The organism is Streptomyces sp. NBC_00647 (assembly GCF_045207245.1).
In the GTDB taxonomy this organism is placed as follows: domain Bacteria; phylum Actinomycetota; class Actinomycetes; order Streptomycetales; family Streptomycetaceae; genus Streptomyces.
Genome location: NZ_CP109040.1, coordinates 8,439,605 through 8,462,760 on the forward strand (window position 1 = coordinate 8,439,605; position 23,156 = coordinate 8,462,760).

At 71.4% G+C, this 23,156-nt stretch carries 19 protein-coding genes and 1 pseudogene; 11 read left to right on the top strand and 9 right to left on the bottom strand.

Translation table 11 applies throughout. From position 1 onward, the window contains the following. Nucleotides 1-86 precede the first annotated feature (86 nt). A complete protein-coding gene (locus OG788_RS37025) occupies nt 87-1,994 on the top strand; it encodes an ABC transporter ATP-binding protein (protein ID WP_406375360.1) in 1,908 nt (635 codons plus the stop codon). A 95-nt stretch (nt 1,995-2,089) separates the two neighbouring features. Here OG788_RS37025 and OG788_RS37030 read toward each other — a convergent pair whose 3' ends face one another. From OG788_RS37030 to OG788_RS37045, 4 genes are all read right to left on the bottom strand, one after another. Beyond that, nucleotides 2,090-5,311 carry an alpha-L-rhamnosidase gene (locus OG788_RS37030; protein WP_406375361.1) on the bottom strand — a complete coding sequence of 1,074 codons (3,222 nt, stop codon included), beginning with the start codon at nt 5,309-5,311 and terminating at the stop codon, nt 2,090-2,092. A gap of 441 nt (nt 5,312-5,752) precedes the next feature. Further along, nucleotides 5,753-6,106 (bottom strand): hypothetical protein, encoded by a 354-nt coding sequence (locus tag OG788_RS37035; RefSeq protein ID WP_406375362.1) that lies wholly within the window; start codon nt 6,104-6,106, stop codon nt 5,753-5,755. 96 nt (nt 6,107-6,202) lie between these two features. Further along, nucleotides 6,203-6,418, bottom strand: coding sequence for a DUF397 domain-containing protein (locus tag OG788_RS37040; RefSeq protein ID WP_406375363.1), 216 nt, complete (start codon nt 6,416-6,418; stop codon nt 6,203-6,205). Continuing rightward, nucleotides 6,415-7,245, bottom strand: coding sequence for a helix-turn-helix transcriptional regulator (locus OG788_RS37045; RefSeq protein WP_356758270.1), 831 nt, complete (start codon nt 7,243-7,245; stop codon nt 6,415-6,417). Before OG788_RS37045 ends, OG788_RS37040 begins: the two co-directional genes overlap by 4 nt. Before the next feature lie 262 nt (nt 7,246-7,507). Between OG788_RS37045 and OG788_RS37050 the strand changes: the two genes are divergently transcribed. Continuing rightward, complete coding sequence (locus OG788_RS37050; protein WP_406375364.1) at nt 7,508-7,909, top strand: ATP-binding protein; 402 nt, start codon at nt 7,508-7,510, stop codon at nt 7,907-7,909. 30 nt (nt 7,910-7,939) lie between these two features. On the opposite strand, the gene OG788_RS37055 is transcribed toward OG788_RS37050, so the two are convergent. The 3 genes and pseudogenes from OG788_RS37055 to OG788_RS37065 form a co-directional block, all read right to left on the bottom strand. After that, on the bottom strand, nt 7,940-8,404 hold the full coding sequence (locus tag OG788_RS37055; protein ID WP_406375365.1) for a hypothetical protein: 465 nt from the start codon (nt 8,402-8,404) through the stop codon (nt 7,940-7,942). Nucleotides 8,405-8,450: 46 nt separating this feature from the next. After that, nucleotides 8,451-8,855 carry an amidase domain-containing protein gene (locus OG788_RS37060; RefSeq protein WP_406376949.1) on the bottom strand — a complete coding sequence of 135 codons (405 nt, stop codon included), beginning with the start codon at nt 8,853-8,855 and terminating at the stop codon, nt 8,451-8,453. Continuing rightward, nucleotides 8,806-9,633: pseudogene (locus tag OG788_RS37065) on the bottom strand (amidase domain-containing protein); the annotation flags it as partial. The pseudogene OG788_RS37065 and the gene OG788_RS37060, both read right to left, overlap by 50 nt. 444 nt (nt 9,634-10,077) lie before the next feature. On the opposite strand from OG788_RS37065, the gene OG788_RS37070 reads away from it, so the two are divergent. The 6 genes from OG788_RS37070 (at nt 10,078) to OG788_RS37095 (ending at nt 16,136) form a co-directional block, all read left to right on the top strand. Next, on the top strand, nt 10,078-11,553 hold the full coding sequence (locus OG788_RS37070; RefSeq protein WP_406375366.1) for a PHB depolymerase family esterase: 1,476 nt from the start codon (nt 10,078-10,080) through the stop codon (nt 11,551-11,553). 162 nt (nt 11,554-11,715) lie between these two features. Then, entirely contained in the window at nt 11,716-13,200 is a 1,485-nt protein-coding gene (locus tag OG788_RS37075) for a 3-hydroxybutyrate oligomer hydrolase family protein (protein ID WP_406375367.1), read from the top strand. Nucleotides 13,201-13,482: 282 nt separating this feature from the next. Further along, nucleotides 13,483-13,902, top strand: coding sequence for an aspartate 1-decarboxylase (gene panD / locus OG788_RS37080; RefSeq protein WP_351540786.1), 420 nt, complete (start codon nt 13,483-13,485; stop codon nt 13,900-13,902). A gap of 52 nt (nt 13,903-13,954) precedes the next feature. After that, nucleotides 13,955-14,299, top strand: a complete 345-nt coding sequence (locus OG788_RS37085) for a GNAT family N-acetyltransferase (RefSeq protein ID WP_406375368.1) — start codon at nt 13,955-13,957, stop codon at nt 14,297-14,299. Then, nucleotides 14,299-14,973, top strand: a complete 675-nt coding sequence (locus tag OG788_RS37090; protein WP_406375369.1) for an aspartate/glutamate racemase family protein — start codon at nt 14,299-14,301, stop codon at nt 14,971-14,973. The genes OG788_RS37085 and OG788_RS37090 overlap by 1 nt, the downstream gene beginning before the upstream one ends. A gap of 938 nt (nt 14,974-15,911) precedes the next feature. Further along, nucleotides 15,912-16,136, top strand: coding sequence for a hypothetical protein (locus OG788_RS37095; RefSeq protein WP_351540778.1), 225 nt, complete (start codon nt 15,912-15,914; stop codon nt 16,134-16,136). A 301-nt stretch (nt 16,137-16,437) separates the two neighbouring features. Here OG788_RS37095 and gndA read toward each other — a convergent pair whose 3' ends face one another. Beyond that, nucleotides 16,438-17,877: an NADP-dependent phosphogluconate dehydrogenase gene (gene gndA, locus OG788_RS37100; RefSeq protein ID WP_406375370.1), complete on the bottom strand. Its 1,440-nt coding sequence runs from the start codon at nt 17,875-17,877 to the stop codon at nt 16,438-16,440. Nucleotides 17,878-18,382: 505 nt separating this feature from the next. Here gndA and OG788_RS37105 point away from each other — a divergent pair. Further along, a complete protein-coding gene (locus tag OG788_RS37105; protein ID WP_406375371.1) occupies nt 18,383-19,582 on the top strand; it encodes a transglycosylase family protein in 1,200 nt (399 codons plus the stop codon). Here OG788_RS37105 and OG788_RS37110 read toward each other — a convergent pair. Continuing rightward, entirely contained in the window at nt 19,572-20,918 is a 1,347-nt protein-coding gene (locus tag OG788_RS37110) for a DMT family transporter (protein ID WP_406375372.1), read from the bottom strand. The two genes, OG788_RS37105 and OG788_RS37110, sit on opposite strands and share 11 nt — an antisense overlap. 210 nt (nt 20,919-21,128) lie before the next feature. Here OG788_RS37110 and OG788_RS37115 point away from each other — a divergent pair, with 210 nt between their 5' ends. Together OG788_RS37115 and glgA are read left to right on the top strand one after the other, a co-directional pair. Next, nucleotides 21,129-21,878 carry a (2Fe-2S)-binding protein gene (locus tag OG788_RS37115; RefSeq protein WP_406375374.1) on the top strand — a complete coding sequence of 250 codons (750 nt, stop codon included), beginning with the start codon at nt 21,129-21,131 and terminating at the stop codon, nt 21,876-21,878. A gap of 85 nt (nt 21,879-21,963) precedes the next feature. After that, nucleotides 21,964-23,115, top strand: a complete 1,152-nt coding sequence (glgA, locus tag OG788_RS37120; RefSeq protein ID WP_351540765.1) for a glycogen synthase — start codon at nt 21,964-21,966, stop codon at nt 23,113-23,115. The last annotated feature ends 41 nt before the right edge of the window (nt 23,116-23,156 follow it).

A 23,156-nucleotide genomic window follows, 5' to 3' on the forward strand; every position in this document is an offset into this window, starting at 1 on the left:
GCGGTGCCGACGAGGAGCCGCTCGCGCGCATGCCTCCGGCTCGAACCGTTGACCTCAACAAAGCTTGAGGTCCTACTGTCACTCCTATGAGCATGGAGACCACAGCCTGGACACAGCTGCACAGTGTCATGAACGCCCAACAGGAGCGCCGTCCCTTCGACCGCGCGACGCTGCGCCGCATCGCCGCCTTCGCCCGCCCGCATCGCCGCCGTATCGCGCAGTTCGTCCTCCTCAGTGTGCTGACCGCGCTGCTGGCCGTCGCGACGCCGGTGCTCGCGGGGCACGTCGTGGACGCCATCGTGGAACACGGCGACGAAAGCACCGTCATCCGTCTTGCCGTGCTCATCGCCGTCATCGCGGTCGCCGAGGCGGCGCTCGGGATCCTGGGGCGCTGGCTCTCGTCCACGCTCGGCGAGGGGCTCATCCTCGATCTGCGGACAGCTGTCTTCGATCATGTGCAGCGCATGCCGGTCGCGTTCTTCACACGTACACGTACGGGCGCGCTCGTCAGTCGACTCAACAACGACGTCATCGGCGCCCAGCGTGCCTTCAGCAACACCCTGTCCGGAGTCGTGAGCAATGTCGTCACCCTGGTGCTCACCCTGGTCGTGATGCTCACCCTGTCCTGGCAGATCACCCTGCTCGCGCTCGTGCTGCTGCCGGTGTTCGTCCTCCCCGCCCGGCGGATGGGCAGCCGGATGGCCAAACTCCAGCGCGAGGCCGCGGACCTCAACGCCGCCATGGGCACCCGGATGACCGAGCGGTTCTCCGCGCCCGGCGCCACCCTCGTCAAGCTCTTCGGGCGGCCCGGGCAGGAGTCCGTCGAGTTCGCGGCGCGCGCCCGGCGGGTGCGGGACATCGGGGTACGTACGGCGATGGCGCAGTCCGCCTTCATCACCGCGCTGACCCTGGTGTCGGCCCTTGCGCTGGCGCTCGTCTACGGGCTCGGCGGCTGGTTCGCCCTCAAGGGCACGCTGGAGCCGGGTGCCGTCGTCTCGCTGGCGCTGCTGCTCACCCGCCTGTACGCGCCGCTCACCTCGCTCGCCGGGGCGCGCGTCGAGGTCATGAGCGCCCTGGTCAGCTTCGAGCGCGTCTTCGAGGTGCTCGACCTGAAGCCGCTCATCGAGGAGAAGCCGGACGCACGCACGGTCCCGGACGGGCCCGCCGCCGTCGAGTTCGACGACGTCCGCTTCGCCTACCCCTCCGCCGACAAGGTCTCCCTCGCCTCCCTGGAGGAGGTCGCCGCCCTCGACACCCGCGGCGGTGCCGAGGTCCTGCACGGCATCTCCTTCCGTGCCGAACCCGGCCAGACCGTGGCGCTCGTCGGCTCCTCCGGCGCCGGCAAGTCGACCATCGCGCAATTGCTGCCGCGCCTGTACGACACCGACGCGGGCACCGTGCGGGTCGGCGGGATCGACGTCCGCGAACTCAGCGCCGAGTCGATGCGCGCGACCCTCGGCATGGTCACGCAGGACGGGCACCTCTTCCACGAAACGGTCCGAGAGAACCTGCTCCTCGCCCGCCCGGGCGCGACCGAGGACGAGCTGTGGGACGTACTGCGCCGCGCGCGTCTCGACGATCTCGTACGGTCCCTGCCCGACGGACTCGACACCGTGGTCGGCGAACGCGGCTACCGGCTCTCCGGCGGCGAGCGCCAGCGCATGACGATCGCCCGGCTGCTGCTCGCCCGCCAGCGCGTCGTCATCCTGGACGAGGCCACCGCCCATCTCGACAACACCTCGGAGGCGGCCGTTCAGGAGGCGCTCGCCGAGGCACTGGAAGGCCGCACCGCCGTCGTGATCGCGCACCGGCTGTCGACGGTGCGGGCCGCCGACATGATCCTCGTCGTCGAGGCCGGCCGGATCGTCGAGCGGGGCACCCACGAGGAGCTGCTGGCGGCCGACGGGCGCTACGCGGAGCTGTACCGGACGCAGTTCAAGACCGCCCGGGACGACGTGGCGGACATCGCGGTCACCGCGGACGCGATGCCGTAGCCATCGGGTGGACGCCCGCCGTACCCCGGCGGGCGTCCACCGTGTCCGCTCCGGGACATGCTTCTCGGAGCCGATCCTCGGAGCCGTTCCCTTCGCTAGGCGGTGAAGCGGTGGCTGCCGGAGCCGACCCGGTACACCGCGCAGCCGTCCTCGGTGCGCAGGTAGGTCGCGTGGGTGTGGGACACCTCGTCCGGCCCGCTCGCGGGGATCCACACCTCGGCCGTGGTGTTGGCGGGCACGGCGCAGGTGAGGACGAAGGCGCCGGAACGCTGCTGCCACCGCGTGGAGACCGGGCCGTACATCGATGTGAATGTGGCGCGGGCCGAGGTGACGTCGCCGCCGGGCCGTGGGCGGACGACGATCTCCCGGTATCCGGGCCGGCCCGGCGAGATGCCGGCGATGTTGGCGTACATCCACTCGCCCACCGAGCCGTAGGCGTAGTGGTTGAAGGAGTTCATGTCCGGGGTCTGGAAGCTGCCGTCGGGCCGGACGGAGTCCCAGCGTTCCCACATCGTGGTGGCGCCCTTGTCGATCTGGTAGCCCCAGCTCGGGAACGAGCGCTGCCGGAGCAGCCGGTAGGCGACGTCGGTGTGCCCGGTGTCCGTGAGGACGGGCAGCAGCCGGGGCGTGCCGAGGAAGCCCGTCGACAGATGCCAGTCCTTGGCACGGATCAGGTCGACGAGACGGCCGGCCGCCGCCGTGCGCAGGGCGTCCGGGAGCAGGTTCATCGAGAGGGCGAGGACGTACGCCGTCTGCGTGTCGCCCTTCACCTTCCCGTCGGCGCCGACATAGGCGTCGCGGAACGCCTCGCGGACGCGTTCGAACAGTCCGGCGTAGGGCGCGGGGTCCTTGCCGAGCTCCTCGGCCATCCGGGCCGCGAGATCGGCGCTGTGCGCGAAGTAGGCGGTGGCGATGACGTCCTTGGGCGTCTCGTCCGAGACGTTCAGCCAGTCCCCGTATCCGCCCGCCGGCCGCAGCAGGCCGTCGCTGTGGCGCTCCAGGTACGTCAGCCAGGCCTGGACGGACGACCAGGCGTCGGCGAGCACCTGCCGGTCCCCGTAGGCCTGGTACAGCGACCAGGGGACCGTGACACCCGCGTCGCCCCAGCCCGCGACGCCGTTGCCGACCGTCCCGACCATGGGTGCCACGTCCGTGAACGCGCCCTCCGAGGTCTGGCCGTCGCGCAGGTCCACGAGCCACTTGGACAGGAAACGGGCCGACTCCATCGTGTACGCGGCGGTGGGCGCGAAGACGTTGATGTCGCCGGTCCAGCCCAGTCGCTCGTCGCGCGCGGGTGTGTCCGTCGGGACGGAGAGGAAGTTGCCGCGCTGCCCCCAGGTGATGTTGCTGTGCAGCTGGTTGAGCATCGGGACGTCGGTCTCGAACTCCAGGGTGAAGGGCGCCGACGTATGCATCACACGCCCGGTCACCGCCCGCGTGGAGGGAGTGCCGGGGAACCCGGTGACCTCGACGTAGCGGAATCCGTGGAAGGTGAAGCGCGGCTCGTACGTCTCCTCGCCGCCGCCCTTCAAGGTGTACGCGTCGGTCGCCGAGGCCGAGCGCAGGTTCGCGGTGTAGAGCGTGCCGTCCGGGTTGAGGACCTCGGCGTGTCTCATCCGCACGGTCGTCCCAGCGTCGCCCGAGACGCGCAACCGCACCGAGCCGACCATGTTCTGGCCCAGGTCGAACACGAAGACGCCCGGCGCGGGCTCGGTCACCTTCTCGGCCGCCCGTTCGCCGGCCACCCGCACCGGGCCGTCCACCTGCGCGACGATCTGCGGGGGCGCGGCATCACCCGCGGCGCGGACCGCGAGCCACGTCCGGTCGTCGAAGCCGGGTGAGGTCCAGCCGGGGGTCTCCATGCGCGCGTCGTACGTCTCGCCGCCCAGCAGGTCCGCCGCGACGATCGGCCCGGACGCGGCCCGCCAGTCCGTGCCCGAGGTGACGCGCTCGCTCGTCCCGTCGGCGTACTCGACCTCCAACTGCGCCAGCAGCGCGGGGCGTTCACCGTACTGGTGGGGCCCGAACATGCCGACGTTGCCCGCGTACCAGCCCGGCGCCACATAGGCGCCGATGGCGTTGGCGCCGGGCCGCAGGAGGGAGGTGACGTCGTACGTCTGGTACTGGACGCGTTCGCGGTAGTCGGTCCAGCCGGGGGCGAGCTGGTCACGGCCCACCCGGCGGCCGTTGACGTGAGCCTCGTACAGGCCGAGAGCCGTGGCGTACAGGCGGGCGCGGGCCACCTTCTTGCGGGGCAGCGTGAACGCGTGCCGCAGCTGGTTGGCGGCGAACGACGCCGGGACGACCCTTCCCCAGGGACCCGACCCCCACGCGGCGGCCGGCTTGGCCGCGGGCCAGCCGCCGTCGTCGAAGCCGTCCCCGCGCCAGTCGGCCGCGGGCTGCGTGTCCGTCGCCTTCCAGGAGGCGTCGGTGACGATCCGCTGTTCGCCGGACGCCGTGCGCAGCGTGAGCACGGCGACCAGACCGGCGGGTCCCACCGTCGCGTTGGCCGCCGCGACCGCGAGGACGTTGCGCCCCGGGCGCAGCCGGGGGAGGACGTCGACGACGGCGGGGCGGCGCCAGCCCTCGTTGTCCGTCGCCAGGTCGGTGCGGGCCACCTCGGCGCCGTTCACGGAGAGGGAGAAAACGTTGTCGGCGCTGATGGCCACCTTCGCCGCCGTCACGTCGGCGGGGAGGTCGACGACGCGCCGGAACCATCGCGTGCCCGCCGGAGCGCTGCTCGCCGGATCTCCCTCGGGGAACCAGATCCAGGAACTGCCCTCGAGGGAGGGCGCGTCCGTGAGGACCGGGGGAGCGGAGATCCAGCTCGCCGACCATCGCGCGGAGTCCATGAGACCGGTCTCCCACCAGGACGGCGCGCTCCAGCCGGAGGCCGCTCCGTCGGTGTCCCAGACCCGCACCGACCAGAAGTAGCGTGTCTGCGGGGCGAGCCGAGGGCCCGCGTACGGGACCAGGACGGACTGGTCCGACGTCACCTTTCCGCTGTCCCAGACATCCGGGTGGGACAGGCCCGCCGCGCTGGTGGCGACACGGACCTGGTAGGCGGCCTGGCGCATCCCCGGCTCGTCCGAGGCCATCGGCCAGCTCAGCCGGGGGTGTTGCGCGTCGAGACCCAAGGGGTGCTGGACGTACTCGACGGTCGGAGCGGTGACGCGCGGAGCTCCGCGCGGCGCGCGCGGCCCGGTCCGCGCGGACGCCGGCGCGGCCACGGCCGCTCCGGCTCCCGCTCCCGCTCCCGTGGCCGTTACGGCAACGGCGCCCGCCGCGCCCGCCAGGATGTTCCTCCTGCTGATCAATTGCGGCCCCTCACCTAGGAGTTGTGAATCGCAGTTATGAATCGATTCAAACCGACTTCACAGCGGCGAACGTAGGGGTGTGCGGGGTGAGGGTCAATGTGTGTGCAGGATTTTCCGTGCTTTCGGGCTGCTGATCCGTGTCACCAAGGGGATCTGGCTGGTTCACGTCGTTGGGCGATTGAACGGTTTCAATCGTCCGGCGGGTGGCTTCGGCGCGGCGCCCGGCATGCTGCCGGGTGGCGCATGGCGGCCGGTTCCGTGATGCTTGCCCGCTGCCCGCTGCCCGCTGCCCGCTGCCCGCTGCCCGCTGCCCGCTGCCTGCTGCCTGCTGCCTGCTGCCTGCTGCCTGCTGCCTGCTGCCTGCTGCCTGCTGCCTGCTGCCTGCTGCCTGCTGCCTGCTGCCTGCTGCCCGCGACGGGCTGGGGCTCGGGCTCGGGACGGTCAGGCGAGCCGCTGTCCGAGCTTCGCCGAGCGCCGGTTGTGCTCCTTCGTGTCCCACCACTCGTCCAGATGGGCGCGGACGAGACGCGCGAGCTGCCGCACCCGGTCGGGGGGAGGTGTGGGTGAGGTCAGCACATCCACCCAGGACCTGTCGTCCCAGGGCAGGGCGACCACCCAGCGCTCGTCCGGGTGTCCCGGGCGGCTCACGGTCAGCCGGTACGTCAAGGTCACACCGTGGCTCGGACGGTGCCCGACCGACAACTCCGTGACGTCGAAACGGAGTCCGTCAGGGGTCACGTACGAGCGGCTCAAGGCCTGCTCGGCCGGCGTCTGTTCCTCCACAGGGGGGGCCATCACCCTTTCGTGCCTCACTCTTTCGCGCCTCGCCCTGTCAAGCCCCGGAGCCGGTCGTGGCCGGCCACGGGGCGCTCGCGAAGGTCGCGTTTCGCCTCAGGTGGCGTGCCGGGCCGCAAAGCCGAGGAACTCGGTCCAGGCGTTCTGGCCGAGGCTGACTATGGGGCCCGCCGTGTGCTTCGAGTCCCGTACGTGCGTGGTGCCCGGCCCGGTTGCGACCTCGACGCACTCGCCGCCGTTGCCCGCGCTGTAGCTGCTCTTGAACCAAGCCGGGCCGTCGCTGTCCGGCCTGGCCGCTACCCCGCCGCTCATCTCTCCCCCAACAGCTTCTCGATCAATGAGAGCGATTCGGCCGGTGTGAGGGCCTGCGCGCGGAGACTCCCGTACGCGGCCTCAACCTCCCGGACCTTCCCACGCTCCGTGTGGACGCGGCTGTCACCTTGGACTTCCGTGTAGGCGATCCTCCGCCCATCCACCGTCTCCATCAAGGTGAACGGGCCCGCCAGTCCTGCGTGTTCCACGCGAGACAGTGGCATCACCTGGATCTCGACGTTCCGTCGCTCGCCTGTCAGGAGGAAATGCTCCAACTGCCCACGCCAGACTCCCTCCCCGCCCAGGGGGCGATGAAGCACGGCTTCCTCGATCACGAAGCTCAAGTGAGGTGCCGGACGCCTGACGAAGATCTCCTGCCTCGCCAGCCGTGCGGCCACTCGCTGCTGGATGACCTCTTCGTCCAACAACGGCCGCCACATGGCAAAGACCGCCCGCGCGTACTCCTCCGTCTGCAACAACCCTGGTGCAGCCTGGGTCGCGTACACATGCAGCTCAACCGCATGCGCCTCCAGGGCTGCCGCATCCCGAAAGAAGGCCGGATACTGCGCCCGAGCCACCTCTTCCTTTCCCGCCCCCAACACGCCACCGGTGTCCAGCACTTCATCGGCCCGGTCGATGAACTTGGGTGGTGGGATCCGCCTCCCCTGCTCGAAGGAGGCGATCGTCGACGCCGAGTACCCCGTCCGCGAGCCCAGTTCGGTCCGGTCGAGCCCCGCCCGCTCACGGCACAGCTTCAGTTGCCGCCCGAACACGTGCAGGATGCCCGCCCCGGACTCGTACTCCTCCTCCGCCCGCCGCTCCTCCACGCCCGGCACCTCCCGTACGCACCGCCACCGGAACACCTCGCAAACACCACCACAACCGCTCCCGCCACCAACGCGCCGCACGGGAGGCCGGTCACGCCTCACCCCGCGTACAAGCGCGCACCCGGCACGTACAACCGGCAGCGGTCGGCGCGTCACGCCTGTTCAACGCTACGCACGGGCCGCGACCGTTCTCCCTATGAAGCCGGGAATTCCCCCACACGGGCATATGCCGCAACGCACGTTGGTCGCACGTGAGTTCGCGATGCGGTTCACATCGACCCCACGCGGCGCACGACTCGCCCGTCGCCTCATCTCGCTCCGCCTGAACGAGTGGGGCCACCCCTACACGTCACCGGTCAACGAGACCGTCACCCTGATCACGGCGGAGCTCGCCGCCAACGCCGTCCGGCACGGCCGTGTGCCGGGCCGCGACTTCCACCTCCGCCTGGCCGAGACCGACCGTGTCCTACGGGTCGAAGTCACCGACACGCGGGCCGAGAGGCTCCCCGCTCCGGAAGCGCCGTACCCGGACGGGGAATCCGGGCGCGGCCTCCTTCTCGTCGCCGCACTCGCCCACGACTGGGGTGTGGCTCCGCGCCCGGCCGCACCGGGCAAGACCGTGTGGGCCGAGGTGGGTCTCCCCGCACCGCTGGGCGCGGCTTGAACGCGGCGCGGGGAGGCTGCTCCTGTGGGGTCAAGAACTGGGCTTGTCGGTCGAGGAGGACTCCTTGCTTCTCCCGCCGGGCTGGTGGGTGAAGAAGGCCAGGTGCCACACGCCCTTTTCCCGTGTCACGGTGAAGGTGTCGCGCAGGGATCCGCCCGCCTTCCCCTCGGCCAGAAGTCTGGCGGAACCGGTGTCGGGACCCATGTCGTAGTCGATCCGGACATCCTTGATCTTCCACTTCTTCCCGCCCCGTTCCGTGAGGATCCGTGCGGCCTCCTTCCGCGACCAACCCTCGTTGTCGACGCCGCCTACATGGATCAGACCGGTGACGCTGCGGGAGTTGAGGGCGTCGACATAGGCCTCGACGGCGTGCCGTGCCCCGCCGGAAGAGGCCGAGCGGGAGGGTTCGCCGTTGTCGTCCTGGGTAGAGCAGCCGGTGCCGACGGCCAGCACGACCAGCGCGGCTGACACGGCCAAGAGTCGTCGACGATCCACAGCGCGCTCCTTGTTCATCTGCTTCTCCTGTGGTGCGGCAGCTTTGTCAGGTGCGGTGTGCGAACCACAGGGCATGAGGGTGGTCCGACAACAGCTTGCTCAGGCTTTTGTTGTGGGTGTCGCCGGTGTGGTACGTCAGGTACGGCGTTCCCTGGAATTTCTTCGTGACGATCATCGAGTGGTCGATGTTGTTGTTGCGGGTCCAGTCCGCCTGGAGCACGTCCGACTTGGCCAGCCGCCACACGCTGTCCAGAATCTTGGTCCTCTTCGCGTGCTTCTTCGCGAACCAGTACCAGTTCTCGGCACCGGCCCAGGTGTAGCTGGTGAAGACCTTCGCTGGACCGTAGAACCAGTACTTGTTGCTTGTCCGCTGGATAAGGGCGCCCCCCCTTGGGGCCCCATCCACCGGCCAGCATTGCCTGGGAGATGAAGTTCGTACAATCGTTGCCATAAGTCCGGTAGGCGTCGTTGTGGTGATCCCAGTACCTGTCGGCGTAGGCCACCATCTTGTTGTAGCCGTAGGCGGCCGAGACCCCCGGCTTGACACTGTCGGACGTGCCGCTGTCGGGCAGCGGGGTGGTGTCCGAGGCGTCGTTCTTGGGGCTCTCGTCCTCGTCCGGGGTGCCGCCCCCGTCGTCGGTGCCGGCCCCGGCATCTGCGTCGCCCACCTGCGTCGTCGGAGTCGGCCCGCCCTCGGCATCAGCCTTGTCCGATGCCAACAGCCACGTTCCGTTGGGATCCTGGGCGAACTTCACGGTGTGGGGGAGCGACAGCTCCTCGTACTCAGGCGCACCGTCCTCGACCTCCTGGGGCGTGAACGGCAAGCGGAGACGCGTGCGCTCGGTCAGCTTGAGCGTCGCCGTCCCGTTATCGACGGTCGTTTCGTCGACCTTCACGTCGACCTGCGCCTCCGTGTAGCCCCCGTCGACCTCCTTGTACCGTTTGCCCTTGTCGCGGAGGGCGGCGAGATCATCCTGTGTCTGCGTAGCCATGGAACGTGTGACCCGGACATGGACGAGCGCGGTCTTCGCCTTGGGAGATGAAGTGGTCAGCATGTCGGCCCGCTGTTGCAGGTAGTTCTCGGCAAGCCCCGCCAGGGTCGTGGTGTCGGAACTCGCTGTGGACTGCTCGGTGGCGGAAGCCGGATGAGTACCGGCCTGCACGCCAGCGAGTGCGAGGGACGCTGCCGCTGTGGCCGCGACGACGTGTCTGTGATGCGCGATGTGCATGAAGCCCCCTGTGATGAGGGCTGACTGGTCAGGGTCGGCCCGCGTACCAAGAGATCAACCTCGATCAGCGCGTTCCACGTTGGCGATTTCGTGGTTCAGGAATGGCCGGTTCCCTGCACATGAGCCGCTACGGCCGGGGAGTGCGGATGACGGGCCAGAACATCGACGAGGGAGCGCGAACGTAAGGGAGTTGTGCTGCCTGGATCGGGCTGTGGGAGTTCGGCTCCGCTTCTACCGCGCAGGGCGATCATGCGCGCCCTAACAGATCCTTCGGCACCCGCGCAATCCGTGTGACGGGGACTGACGCGAGGCCGGCTGTGGTGCTCGGTGCCATATCGGCGCCGCGCGTCCGCTCCTAAGGTTCCGCAACCCCTCGGTGCGCCCGGCGCCCAGTACTGCGCCGACTGCCGCAAGAGCACCGGGTATTCGACGAAGGAGCCGCCGATGCCACTCCCCTCAGCCCAAGGACGCCACTGGAACCCGTGGGGCCGGGCCCTGCCCCGTCTCCTCACCGTCGTCGCCCTCGTCCTGGGCGCCGCGCTGACCGGTCCCACGCCCGCCCACGCCGCCGTCGCACTCACCCGCGTCGGCAACTTCGGCTCCAATCCTGGTGCGTTGACCATGTACGTGTACCGTCCGGCGTCCCTGCCCGCGAACCCGCCCGTGGTCGTCGCGCTGCACGGCTGCACCCAGAGCGCCCAGACGTACGCGGACAACTCCGGGCTGCCTCAACTCGCCGACCGGGACAAGTTCCTGCTCGTGTTCGCGGAGACCACTTCCTCGAACAACCTCAACAAGTGCTTCAACTGGTTCCAGTCGAGCGACAATCGGCGCGATCAGGGGGAGGCCCTCTCCATCCGGCAGATGGTGAGCAACGCCGTCTCCTCGTACGGAGCCGACCCCCGGCGCGCCTACGTGACCGGCCTGTCCGCCGGCGGCGCCATGACCGCGGTCATGCTCGCCACCTATCCCGACGTCTTCTCCGCCGGCGCCGTCGTCGCGGGGCTGCCCTACAACTGCACGAAGGACAACAGCCCCTACGTGTGCATGAACCCCGGGGTCGACCTCGGCCCGGGCGACTGGGCCCAGCGGGTGCGCGACGCGTACCCGTCGTACACCGGCCCGTGGCCGCGCACGGCCATCTGGTACGGCGACCAGGACACGACGGTCGCACCGCTCAATGCCGGTGAACTGCGCGACCAGTGGACGGCGTTGCACGGGCTGTCCCAGACCCCCACCCGCACCACCACCATCGGGCCCGACTCGACCCGGCACGACGAGTACCTGGCCGCGGACGGCACGGTCGCCGTCGAGGTCGACCGGGTTCCCGGCATCGGTCACGGCACCCCGGTCGACCCGGGTACCGGCGCCCAGCAGTGCGGCAGCACGGGCGCCCCGTACTTCCTGAGTTCGATCTGTTCCAGTCACTGGATCGCCGCGTTCTTCGGCCTCGACGGCCCGGGGACCGGAACAGGCACCTTGCCCGCGCCGACAGGGCTGGCGGCGACCGGAGCCACCGACACGAGCATCAGCCTGAGCTGGAACGCCGTCAGCGGCGCCACGGACTACGTCGTCCACCGCGACGGCACCCCGGTCGGAACGCCGAGCGGCACGTCGTACACGGACACCGGGCTGCGGGCGGGCACCTCGCACACGTACGCGGTGGCCGCCCGGGACGCCGGCGGCACGGCGGGATCAGCCTCGGGGACGATCACCGCGACCACCACCGGCGGCACCGCCGCCTGCTGGACGGGCAGCAACTACAGCCACGTGCAGGCGGGAAGGGCCACCACGAGCGGCGGCTACACCTACGCCAAGGGCTCCGGCCAGAACATGGGTCTGTACAACACCTTCGTCACGCACACCCTGAAGGAATCACCCACCGGCTACTACACCGTCGCCGACGGCGGCTGCCCCTGACCGGGCCCGCATCCCCGGTCCGGTGAGGTGACCAGGCCCGCCATGGTGGTCGGCGACCCTATCGGGGCCGCCACCATGGTGGGCCAGCACATGTCCTGAGCAGTCACCGCACCCCTAGCCTCCGGTGCGTCCACCCCTCACCACGCGACCCGGAGGCACCGGATGCCCTCACTGCGTACGACTGTCGCCCCACCTCGCGGAAGACGGCCCAGATGGCGCGTCGCTCTCGGAGCGCTGTCCCTCGCCGCCGCCTGTTCGACCGTCCCCGCGCCGGCCGCGGCGGCGCCAGCCGTCGCCGTCGCCGGGGGAGCGGGCGGGCACTGCGCCGCCCATGATCTGCCGCTGCGGGTACCGGGCGCGGAGTTCCAGCAGGCCGACTGCCTGGACGAGCTGACCACCGCCGGGACCGTGGCCTCGGGCCACACCGACCCTGCCGACTACGCGGGCCTCACACCCAAGGACCTGCCCACGCCGAGCGGAGTGCCCGGCATCCAGATCGACGGCTACTTCCCCGACACGTCCACCACCGACACCAACCACGGCTGGAACCACGACGCGCAGTTCGTCCTGCGCCTTCCCGACCACTGGAACGGCGGACTGGTCGTCGCGGGAACACCGGGCAACCGTGAGCAGTACGCCAACGACCGCGCGATCTCCGACTGGGTGCTCTCCCGCGGTTACGCCTACGCCGCCACCGACAAGGGCAACACCGGCCTCGCCTTCCACCGCGACGGCCGACGGCCCGGCGACGCCATCGCCGAGTGGAACACGCGCTTCACCCAGCTCACCCGGGCGGCCCGCTCCGTCGTCAGGCAGCGCTACCACCGGCTCCCGGACCGCACCATCGCCACCGGCCTCTCCAACGGCGGCTACCTCGTCCGCTGGCAGCTGGAGAACCATCCCGAACTGTTCGACGGAGGAGTCGACTGGGAGGGCACGCTGTGGCGCTCCGACGGCCCCAACCTGTTCACCTTCCTGCCGCCGGCGCTGCGGGAGTACCCCGTGTACGCGGCCGGGGGCGCCGGTGCCCGACAGGCGCAGGAAGCCCTGCACGCCGCGGGCTATCCAGCAGGCTCGGAGTTCCTGTGGCCGTATCACCACCAGGTGTACTGGGACCTGACCCAGCGCATCTACCGCGAGGAAGTGGACCCCGGTTACGACGGCGCGACCGAGGCGGGAACCCCGTACTGCGCCTCCGGCACCCCCGGCTGCGACGCCGACTACGACTACGCCGCCCGGCCGGGAGCGGTCCACCGCGCCGTCGACCGCATCGCGCTGACCGGACGCATCGGTAAGCCGCTCATCACCCTCCAGGGCACACTCGACGTGCTGCTGCCCATCAGCCAGGACTCCGACGTCTACGCCCGCATGGTGCGGGAGGCCGGACGGGGCGGGCTGCTGCGCTACTACCGCATCGAGGACGGGACGCACACCGACTCGCTCGTCGACGCCTTCCCCGACAGGCTCCGCCCGATGGTCCCCTGCCACCGCTCCGCCTTCACGGCGCTCGAACGATGGCTGGCAGGAGAGGGCCGCCCTCCCGCGGGCCACACCGTCCCGCGCCCGGCCGACGCGGACCGGGCGACGCTGCTGACCAGCTGCCCGCTGGACCGGACGAGCGATGCCGAAGGGGCTCCCCGGTCGTAGGCACTCAGCGCGCACCCGGCTGTGGCGATCGTCACGCAGGTCTTCGGGGGCTGTTGCGTACCCTGTTCCCGGCCGTTCGTGAAGGGCGACCCGGGGGCGTGAAGACGCTCCCGAGCACCCTTCGCGGCGCCGGATGCACCGTCGCGGAAGTCGCCGGCCGGTCAGCGGGAACCCTGGAACATTGCGGGACAGCTGACCGGACCAGCGACTCGCTGTAAGGTAGAAAACAGCCCTTGACCTGCAAGAACGCAGGCAGGGAGCCGAGATTCTGGAGTTGCCTCGATGCTGCGCACCATGTTCAAGTCCAAGATCCACCGTGCCACGGTCACCCAGGCCGACCTGCACTACGTCGGATCCGTCACCATCGACGCCGACCTGCTCGACGCCGCCGATCTGCTGCCCGGCGAGCTCGTCCACATCGTCGACATCACGAACGGCGCCCGCCTGGAGACGTACGTCATCGAGGGGGAGCGCGGGTCGGGTGTCGTCGGGATCAACGGAGCGGCGGCCCATCTCGTGCATCCCGGTGATCTGGTGATCATCATCAGTTACGCTCAGGTCACCGACGAAGAGGCGCGAGCGCTTCGGCCGAGCGTCGTGCACGTGGACCGCGACAACCGGATCGTGGCCCTCGGTGCCGATCCCTCCGAGCCGGTACCGGGCTCGGACCAGCAGCGCAGCCCGCAGGCCGTCACCGTCTGAGCCGCGGCGCGGCGGCGCAGGACCCCTGGACCCAAGGACCCGAGGAGTGCCCGTGAGCGACATCGAGATCCGCGACGACAGGCCGGCCGGCCGCCTTGAGGCGTTCGCCGGTGACCGAGTGGTCGGGCACATCGAGTACTTCGTTCTGGAGGAGCCCGCGAGGGCCCTCGTGCCCGTGCACACCATCGTGGAACCCGAGCACGAGGGCCAGGGCATCGCCGGCTCCCTCGCGCGTGAGCTGTACGTCATGGCCGCGCGCGAGGGCGTCGTGGTCGCCCCGCTCTGCCCGTACGTCGTGAAGTGGGCGGAGCGACACCCCGATGAGGCGCCGGCTGCCGATCCGGCGCTGCTGAACGCCGCGGTGGAGTGGCTCAAGGCGCATCCGGGACGCTTCTGATGACCGGGGCGCCGCACCTGCCCCGGTCCGGGCCGCTCGCACTGCTGCACACCTCGCCGACGCACGTCCCCGTCTTCGACGCGCTGCGGGACGAGGCCCACCAGGGCCTGGAACTACGGCACCTGGTCGACGAGGAACTGCTGGCCAGGGCCCGGCGCGAGGGTCCCGAAGCGGTGGCCGACGAGGTCCGGGCGCTGCTCGGCCGGGCGGTCGCCGACGGCGCGCGAGTCGTGCTCTGCACCTGCTCGACCATCGGCGCGGTCGCGGAGCGGGCCGGCGCCGGGGTGCCCGTGCTCCGTGTGGACCGCCCGATGGCGGCCGCCGCGGTGGCCACGGGCCCGCGGGTCGTCGTCCTTGCGACGGTGGAGAGCACCCTGGAGCCGACGGTCGCCCTGATCGAGGAGGAGGCCCGCAGCGCGGGCCGCCCGGTCGACGTCCGTACGGCACTGGTCGAGGACGCGTGGGCTCTGTTCGACGCGGGCGACGTGGACGCCTGCGCCCGCGCGGTCGCCGGCGCCGCCGACGCGGTCACCGACGCCGATGTGATCGTCCTCGCCCAGGCGTCCATGACTCCGGCCCAGCGGCTCACCACGACCTCGGTGCCGGTGCTGTCGAGCCCCCGCCTCGGTCTGGCAACCGCGGCGGACGCGCTCCGCGCGACCAGCGCCGGGTAGGTCCACGGACCGCCCGAGCATCGCGCCTCGCGTGGGCCGGCCGTGGTCCGGCCGCGCCGGACGGCGATCGACTCGTGGTCCGGGCGTGCGCCCCGGGTTGGCCGAGAGGCCGTCCGGGCATCGCGCCCGGGCAGATCCGGGTGCGCGCCGGGGGAGAGGGACCGACTCGTGGTCCAGGCCCGCGCCGCGTGCGGCCCCACCTGCGGTCCGGGCCTCGTGCCCGTGCGGGCCCACCGGCGAGCACCCTGCGGGGGCCTCAGCGTCGGCGCGACACACCCCGAGTGGGGGCCAGGGCCCCGCGGCGCATCCCGCGTAGGCCCACCTGGTCGCCGTCCCTCGCGCGACGGGGTGAGTGGGTGCGCCGGGGCCGGGTACGCGGGGGACAAGTCCAGGGCCGACGTACCGACTGGCTGGAGGACCGCCATGACACATCCGTACCCCGACCCCGTACCCCCGGGGCCCACCCCCGGTCCGAGCCCCGAGCCCCCGGGGCCGAGCCCCTTCCCGGACCCGACGCCGAACCCCGGGGGCCCCGATCCGGCCCCCGGGCCCAAGCCGGGCGGCCCCGATCCCGTGCCCGGTCCGAACCCCGTGCCCGGTCCGGAACCCGTGCCGTCCCCGTCCCCGATCCCGAAACCGCCGGGCCCCGACCCGGTACCGGAGCCCCAGCCCCAGCCCGGGCCCCTGACCTGACGGACGTCCCCGCGCCCGGCCTCGACGGGTTCCCGGCCGGGCGCGTGAGGACGGAGACCCGAGCGCCCGGCCGGGGCCGCCCGGATGCCGGGCTGCCCAAGTGTTCGAGAACGGGGGCGTGAGGAGTACGCCTCATGGGGTCGTGCGCGCATCGCCACGGCCCTTTTGTCACGCGGCAGTTGGAGGAGCCGAGGAGAACCGGCCCCACGTGCCCGACGCGCGCGGAGGATCAATACACTCCGACGATGAACAACGTGCGGTGCACGCAATGCGGCACGGTGGGGCTGGAGCAGGGCTTCGTCGAGGACTCCGGACAGAACGCTCCCGGGTTCGCACGATGGATCGCGGGCCCGCTCGAGCGAGGTCTCTTCGGCGGCGCCAAGAGGCTGGGCCGACCGCGCCGGCAGATAGACGCTTATCGGTGCCCCACCTGCGCACACCTGGAACTCTTCGCCACTCAGCGGGACTAGGCTCACCGGCCCCCGGGACCTGAGCACGCCGCTCCCCGAGCATCCCGGCACCTCGAGCACGCCGGAGCCGGCACGTTCCCGGCTCCGGGAGCGTGCCGGCCTCGGTGACGGCGCGTGCCCCGCGCGGCCCCGGCCCGGCGACGTGATGTGCCGCGCCGAGCCGGATACCGCGCACCGGGCTGATCCGGACCGGCTGATCCGGACCGGCTGATCGGGACCGGGCTGATCGGGACCGGGTGATCCGAGCTGGGACTGATCCGAGCCGGGACGAATCCGGGCCGGGGTGATCCGGGCGGGTGCCCTACGCCTCGACCTCCGAGCGGTCGCCGCCCCACAGCGTGTGGAACGACCCCTCACGGTCCGTCCTGCGGTAGGTGTGCGCCCCGAAGAAGTCCCGCTGCCCCTGGGTGAGGGCGGCCGGCAGGCGCTCGGCGCGCAGGGCGTCGTAGTAGGCGAGGGCCGCCGAGAAGCCGGGGGTCGGAACGCCCTGGCGGGTCGCGGCGACGAGGACCTCGCGCCAGTCGTCCTGGGCCGCCGCGATCTCCCGGGCGAACGTCTCGTCCGACAGCAGGCTCGGCAGGTCGGGCCGGGTGTCGTAGGCCGCGCGGATACGGTCGAGGAAGGCCGCCCGGATGATGCAGCCGCCGCGCCAGATCGAGGCGACGGACCCGAGGTCGATGTTCCAGTCGTACTCGTCGCTGCCCGCGGTGATCTCGTGGAAGCCCTGCGTGTACGAGACGATCTTCGACGCGTACAGCGCCTGCTCCACCCGGTCCGCGAAGGCCCCCGCCTCGGACTCGCCGAGCTGCTGCGCCGTCGGACCGGCGAGGCCGCGCGAGGCGGCGCGCAGGTCGGCGTGCCCGGACAGGGAACGGGCGAAGACCGCCTCGGCGATACCCGACACCGGCACACCCAGGTCCAGCGCGATCTGCACGGTCCAGCGGCCCGTGCCCTTCTGTTCGGCCCGGTCCTGGACCACGTCCACGAACGGCTTGCCCGTCGCCGCGTCCACGTGCGACAGCACCTCGGCGGTGATCTCGATCAGGTAGGAGTCGAGCCGGCCGGTGTTCCAGGTGCGGAAGATGTCCGCGATCTGCGCGGGGGAATACCCGGCGACGTCACGGAGCAGCTGGTAGGCCTCGCCGATGAGCTGCATGTCGGCGTACTCGATGCCGTTGTGGACCATCTTCACGAAGTGCCCGGCGCCGTCCGGACCCACGTGCGTGACGCACGGCGCCCCGTCGGCGGCCTTCGCGGAGATCTTCTCCAGCATCGGGCCGAGCGAGGCGTACGACTCGACCGAGCCGCCCGGCATGATGCTCGGCCCGTGCAGCGCGCCCTCCTCGCCGCCGGAGACGCCCGTGCCGACGAAGTGGATGCCCTGCTCGCGCAGCGCCCGCTCACGGCGCCGGGTGTCCGCGAAATGCGCGTTGCCACCGTCGATGATCATGTCGCCGGGCTCCAGCAGCGGGGCGAACTCCTGGATCACCGCGTCGGTCGGCTCGCCCGCCTTCACCATGATCACCAGGCGCCGGGGCCGCTCCAGCGCCGCCACGAACTCCTTCGCGGTCTCGGCCGCCACGAACGTTCCCTCGTGGCCGAACTCCTCCACCAGCGCGTTCGTCTTCGCCACGGTGCGGTTGTGCACGGCGACCGCGTAACCGTTGCGCGCGAAGTTGCGGGCGAGATTGCGTCCCATGACCGCGAGACCCGTGACGCCGATCTGGGCTGAAGTGCTCATTCGGATGGCTCCTATGAAGTCCGGTAAGAAAGTCCGGCGACCGACAGGGAGGAACATCCCGATATCGGTGCCGCCGGTCGTGCTCGTCCGTGCTGTTCGCCAGTATTGCCCCAGGCCATCCTGACGCGTCGGAGGTGTCCACGCAGCAGACCGCCCCGGCGTCGCGAGGTCGGATTTCGGCCAGGCCGTACGCCGCCGACCGCCGGTGACAGGGATTTCCGGCGTCCCCGACCGGGTCCCCGCTCGCGCGCGGTCCGTTCCGGCGGCCGTTCCGCCCGCTCCTCGCCGGGCACCGGAAACCGATGCCGACAGGCCACGGAGCGGCGGAGCGGCACACCCCGCTTCCGCGGCGGCCCGGTCACCCAACGTGCGGAGCGCGTTCGGGCCGGCGGAGGCCGGAGTACCGGTCAACCGCCTTTTGGGAGCGACCGATTGCCACCTTGTCCTGGCCTGTTCCCAGCGCTTACTTTTGCCGCTCCTGACGCATGTCTAGGGGGGCTCCCTCATGGCCGTACGCGGTCGGCACCGCCGGTATCAGCCGAACAGGATCAACCGCGCCTCACTCACCGTCACGGCGGGCGGCGCCGGGATCGCGCTTCCGTTCGTCGGAACCGGAGTCGCCGACGCGGCCGATGTGAGCACCTGGAACAAGGTCGCCGCCTGCGAGTCCAGCGGCAATTGGAGCATCAACACCGGCAACGGCTATTACGGCGGACTGCAGTTCACCCAGTCGACCTGGGAGGCGTACGGCGGCAAGGCCTACGCGCGGCGCGCGGACCAGGCCACGAAGGACCAGCAGATCGCCGTCGCCGAGAAGGTGCTCAAGGGCCAGGGGCCCGGTGCCTGGCCGGTCTGCTCGGTCCGCGGCGGGCTGACCAGAGGCGGCGCCGCTCCCGACATCAGCCCGGCGGGGACCGCGCCGCAGACGGCGAAGCAGCGCTCGGTCCGGGACGTGAAGCCGCAGACCACGCCGCAGTCCCAGGCCGGGACCGCGGAGATGTACACCGTCGTGCACGGCGACACGCTGTCCGGCATCGCCGGTTCCCGGCAGGTCGAGGGCGGCTGGCAGGGGCTGTACGCCGCGAACCGCACGACCGTCGGCTCCGACCCGGACCTGATCCTGCCGGGCCAGCGGCTGAACCTGCGCGGCAAGGCCCAGGCGCCCGCGACCACGCGGGAGGCACCGACGAAGACCCCCGCGAAGACGCCGGCCAAGGCGCCCACGAGGACACCGGCGAAGAAGACCTCGGCCGGCACGACGACCCCGCACAGGACCACCCCGGAGAAGGCGGGGAAGACGCACTCGGTCGTCGCCCCGGTGAGGGCGGCGACCGGCACGCCCTACCGTGCCGCCGGCTCCTCCTGGTCGAAGGGCTACCACACGGGCGTCGACTTCCCCGTGCCGACCGGTACCTCCGTCGAGGCGGTCGCCGCCGGTCATGTGGTCAGTTCCGGCTGGGGCGGATCGTTCGGCTACGAGGTGGTGATCCGGCACGCCGACGGCCGCTACACGCAGTACGCCCACCTCTCCGCGATCTCCGTGAAGGCGGGGCAGAGCGTGGTGGGCGGCCAGCGGATCGGCCGCTCCGGGTCCACGGGCAACAGCACGGGCCCGCATCTGCACTTCGAGGTGCGGACGGGGCCCGGCTTCGGTTCGGACATCGACCCGGTGGCTTACCTCCGGGCGGGCGGCGTCAGGATTTGACTCGGGTGCGGTGGTGGTTGACGAAGGGCATCGGCACGTAGGGCACACCGAGCATGGCGGTCAGGAACGGCAGCTCGTCCGCCGCCGCAGGGTCCTGCGCGGCGACGACCTCCATCCTCGGCGCGGGAGCCTTGAGCGGAGCCGGTGCGAACACGCCCCCGGCACCGCGCTGCGGAACCGGCACGAACCCGCTCGCGGCACTGGACCGCGGAGCGTGTACGAACGCGCTCTCGCCGCCCGGCGGCGGAGCCGGTACGAGCGTGCCGTCGCCCGCCTCGGCAGGCTGGGGAAGTCCGTCCAGCAGCTTCCGCACGGTCGCCTCGGTGACCGTGAGAGCCCCGAGGCCGGCGGCGACCGGGACCAGCGGCTCGGGGAGCCGCGGGGCCGAGAGGGCCGGGACGGCCGCCGTGGACGGCTCGTCGACGGGCCGGTGGGCGTCGCCGGGCTCCCGGGCGTCCGTCTCCGGCACGTCCGCGAGCTCCGGGGGAGCGGTCGCCGTCCGGCCACCGCTGCTGATCCGCTCGGTCGTGAGCAGGATCAGACCGCCCGCCGCGACGACGCCGCAGCCCAGCGCGAGCGCGGTGCCGGTCGTGCCGTAGCGGAAGGTTTCGCCGAACATCGTGATGCCGACCGCGGCCGCCACGACGGGGTTCACGACCGTCAGCGTGGCCAGCGGCGCCTCCAGTCCGGCGCCTCGGTACGAGGCCTGCGAGAGCAGCATGCCGGCCGTCGCGAAGACACCGATGGCGGCGAGGCTCGACATATTGGCGAGCGAGACGTGCTGGGACCAGTCCACCGTGACGGACTTGGTGAACACGGAGGACAAGCTGAAGGCGATGCCCGCCGCGACCGCCAGCAGCACACTGCGCACGGCCGGGTGCCGGTGCGCCGCGCGCCCCGCCACCATGAGGGCGGCGACCGCGCCGCCCGCCACCACGGCCAGAGCCAGGCGCTGCGCGCCGCTCAGCGACTGCGTGTCGGACGCGCCGACCAGCGCCAGCAGACCGGCGAGACCGACCGTGGCCATGATCGCGCCGCGCCAGGCGGTCGCTCCGGCCTTCCGGCCGACGAACAGGGCCGCCATCGGAAGCGCGAAGACGATGGTCAGCGCGCCGAGCGGCTGTACGAGGCTCAGCGGGCCGAACGCGAGGGCGACCACGTGCAGCAGCCCGCCCAGGCCGGTCAGCGCGACGGCGGCCCACCAGCCGGGCCTGCGCAGCGGTGCGTAGGTCTGGCCGGGAGAGGTCAGCGCGACCTGTTCCTGAATGATCGCGCCGCCCGCATACGCGACGGCCGAGACGAACGAGAGCACTACGGACAAAGCGAGGGCACTCATGAGTCCCTCCTCTGCGTACGGCGCGGAGCAGCTGCCCGGCGCGACGAACGGTCGGCTTCCATGCAAACAACGATGCCCCGCGATTTGTTTCTCGTCGTCGTCCCTGAGCAGTCATTGGGTCCTACTGCCGATGGAGTACGAAACGCCCCTTGTCCTCCCCAGGGTGGGCGACACCACGGACCGATCCACTGGTGGTAACCCCTAGGGGGCTTGGTACTACTGGTCTTCGTGGACCTCGACCCCCGACTCACGGCGCTCGACGCGCTCGGCGGATTCTTCGTACTACGTACCGGCGTAGCGCCGCGCGGCCCCCTGCCGACCCTCGCGAGCGCCTGGGAGAACCCGCGATTCGGGACCCCTGCCGAGGTTTACGGGGATCCGGTAACTTTTCGCGTCCGGAAGGTCGCACAGAGTATTCGGGCACCGGAGCCGCGAGTCGCGGCCTCGGTGGCGCAGCAGGGTCTCGCGGCCCGGTTCTGGTCGATCGCGCTGGGTGCCGCCGCGCTCTGCGGGAGCCTGCCCGACCTCGATCCGGAGCTGCTGCGCTGGGACCCGGACGCCGGTGTCCCGGACGATCTGTGGCTCGCCGAGGTCCGCCCCCGGCCCGTGACCGATCTCGACGCGGTCGTGCGCGACGGGCTTCTCGTACCGCTGAGCGCCGCTCTGCGCTCGCGCCACCGCGTCTCACCGGCCCTGCTGTGGGGCAACGCGGGCTCCGCCCTGGCCGGAGCCGTGCGCGGGCTGGACCGCTGGGCGCTCGCCCACGGGCGCCCGGACGTGGGCGAGCGGGCCAGGACACTGGCCGGGCGGCTCTTCGAGCACCCCGACCTCGCCGGCACCCTCGATCCCGGGACGCTCCGCCGCCGCAGCTGCTGTCTCTACTACCGGGTGCCCGGCGGCGGAGTCTGCGGCGACTGCTGCTTCGACCGCCCGCCGCGCCCCGCGCCCGGCCGGACCTGACGGCGGGGCTTCCCGCGTGGTCTTCCGTATCGGCTTCAACTGAGTGACCATGAGGGGCACCAGCCGGCTATCACGGGGGTTCTGTGTGCGCGTGGGACTGCTGACCAGGGAGTACCCGCCGGACGTGTACGGCGGTGCAGGCGTCCATGTCGAGTTCCTCGCGCGGGAGTTGCGCGCTCTCACGGAACTCGACGTGCACTGCTGGGGCGAGGGCGGAGCCGGCGGGGTCGTCCGCCACCGGTCCTGGCCCACGCTCGACGGCGCCAACGACGCCCTGCGCACCTTCTCCGTGGACCTCTCCATGGCCGCCGCCCTCGAAGGCCGGGAACTCGTCCACTCCCACACCTGGTACGCCAACCTCGCGGGACACTTCGGGAAGCTCCTGCACGGCATCCCGCATGTGATGACCGCCCACTCCCTCGAACCGCTGCGCCCCTGGAAGGCCGAGCAACTGGGCGGCGGCTACGCCCTGTCCAGCTGGGCCGAGCGCACCGCGATCGAGGCCGCGGACGCCGTGATCGCCGTCTCCGGCGCCATGCGCGAGGACATTCTCGGCTGCTATCCGGTGCTGGACCCGGCCAGGGTGCACGTCGTGCACAACGGCATCGACACCTCCCTCTACCGGCCCGACCACGGCACGGACGTCCTGGAGCGGATCGGCCTGGACACCGGTCGCCCGTACATCCTGTTCGTCGGCCGCATCACCCGGCAGAAGGGCGTGCCCCATCTCCTGCGCGCGGTACGGGACATCGACCCGGCCGCGCAGGTGGTGCTGTGCGCGGGTGCCCCCGACACCCCGGAGATCGACCGGGAGTTCCGCGAGCTGTACCAGGAGCTGAGCGGTGTGCGCGACGGCGTGCACTGGATCCCGCAGATGCTGCCCCGTCCGGACGTCATCCAACTCCTCACGCACGCCGCCGTGTTCGTCTGTCCCTCGGTGTACGAGCCGCTCGGCATCGTCAACCTGGAGGCGATGGCCTGCGGGACGGCGGTGGTGGCCTCGCGCGTCGGAGGCATTCCCGAGGTGGTCGAGGACGGGGAGACAGGCCTGCTCGTGCCGCTCCAGGACGACTTCGAGACCGCTCTGGCGGCGGCCCTGGACTCCGTGATCGCCGACCCCGAGAGGGCCCGCCGCATGGGCGAGGCCGGACGGCGGCGCGCGGTGGGGGAGTTCGGCTGGGACGCGGTCGCCCGAAAGACCGTCCGGTTGTACGAGGAAGTGCTCAAACCGGGGTAACCATCGGACAGGCGAGCTTCGGAAACACGGGCGGGCCCGGG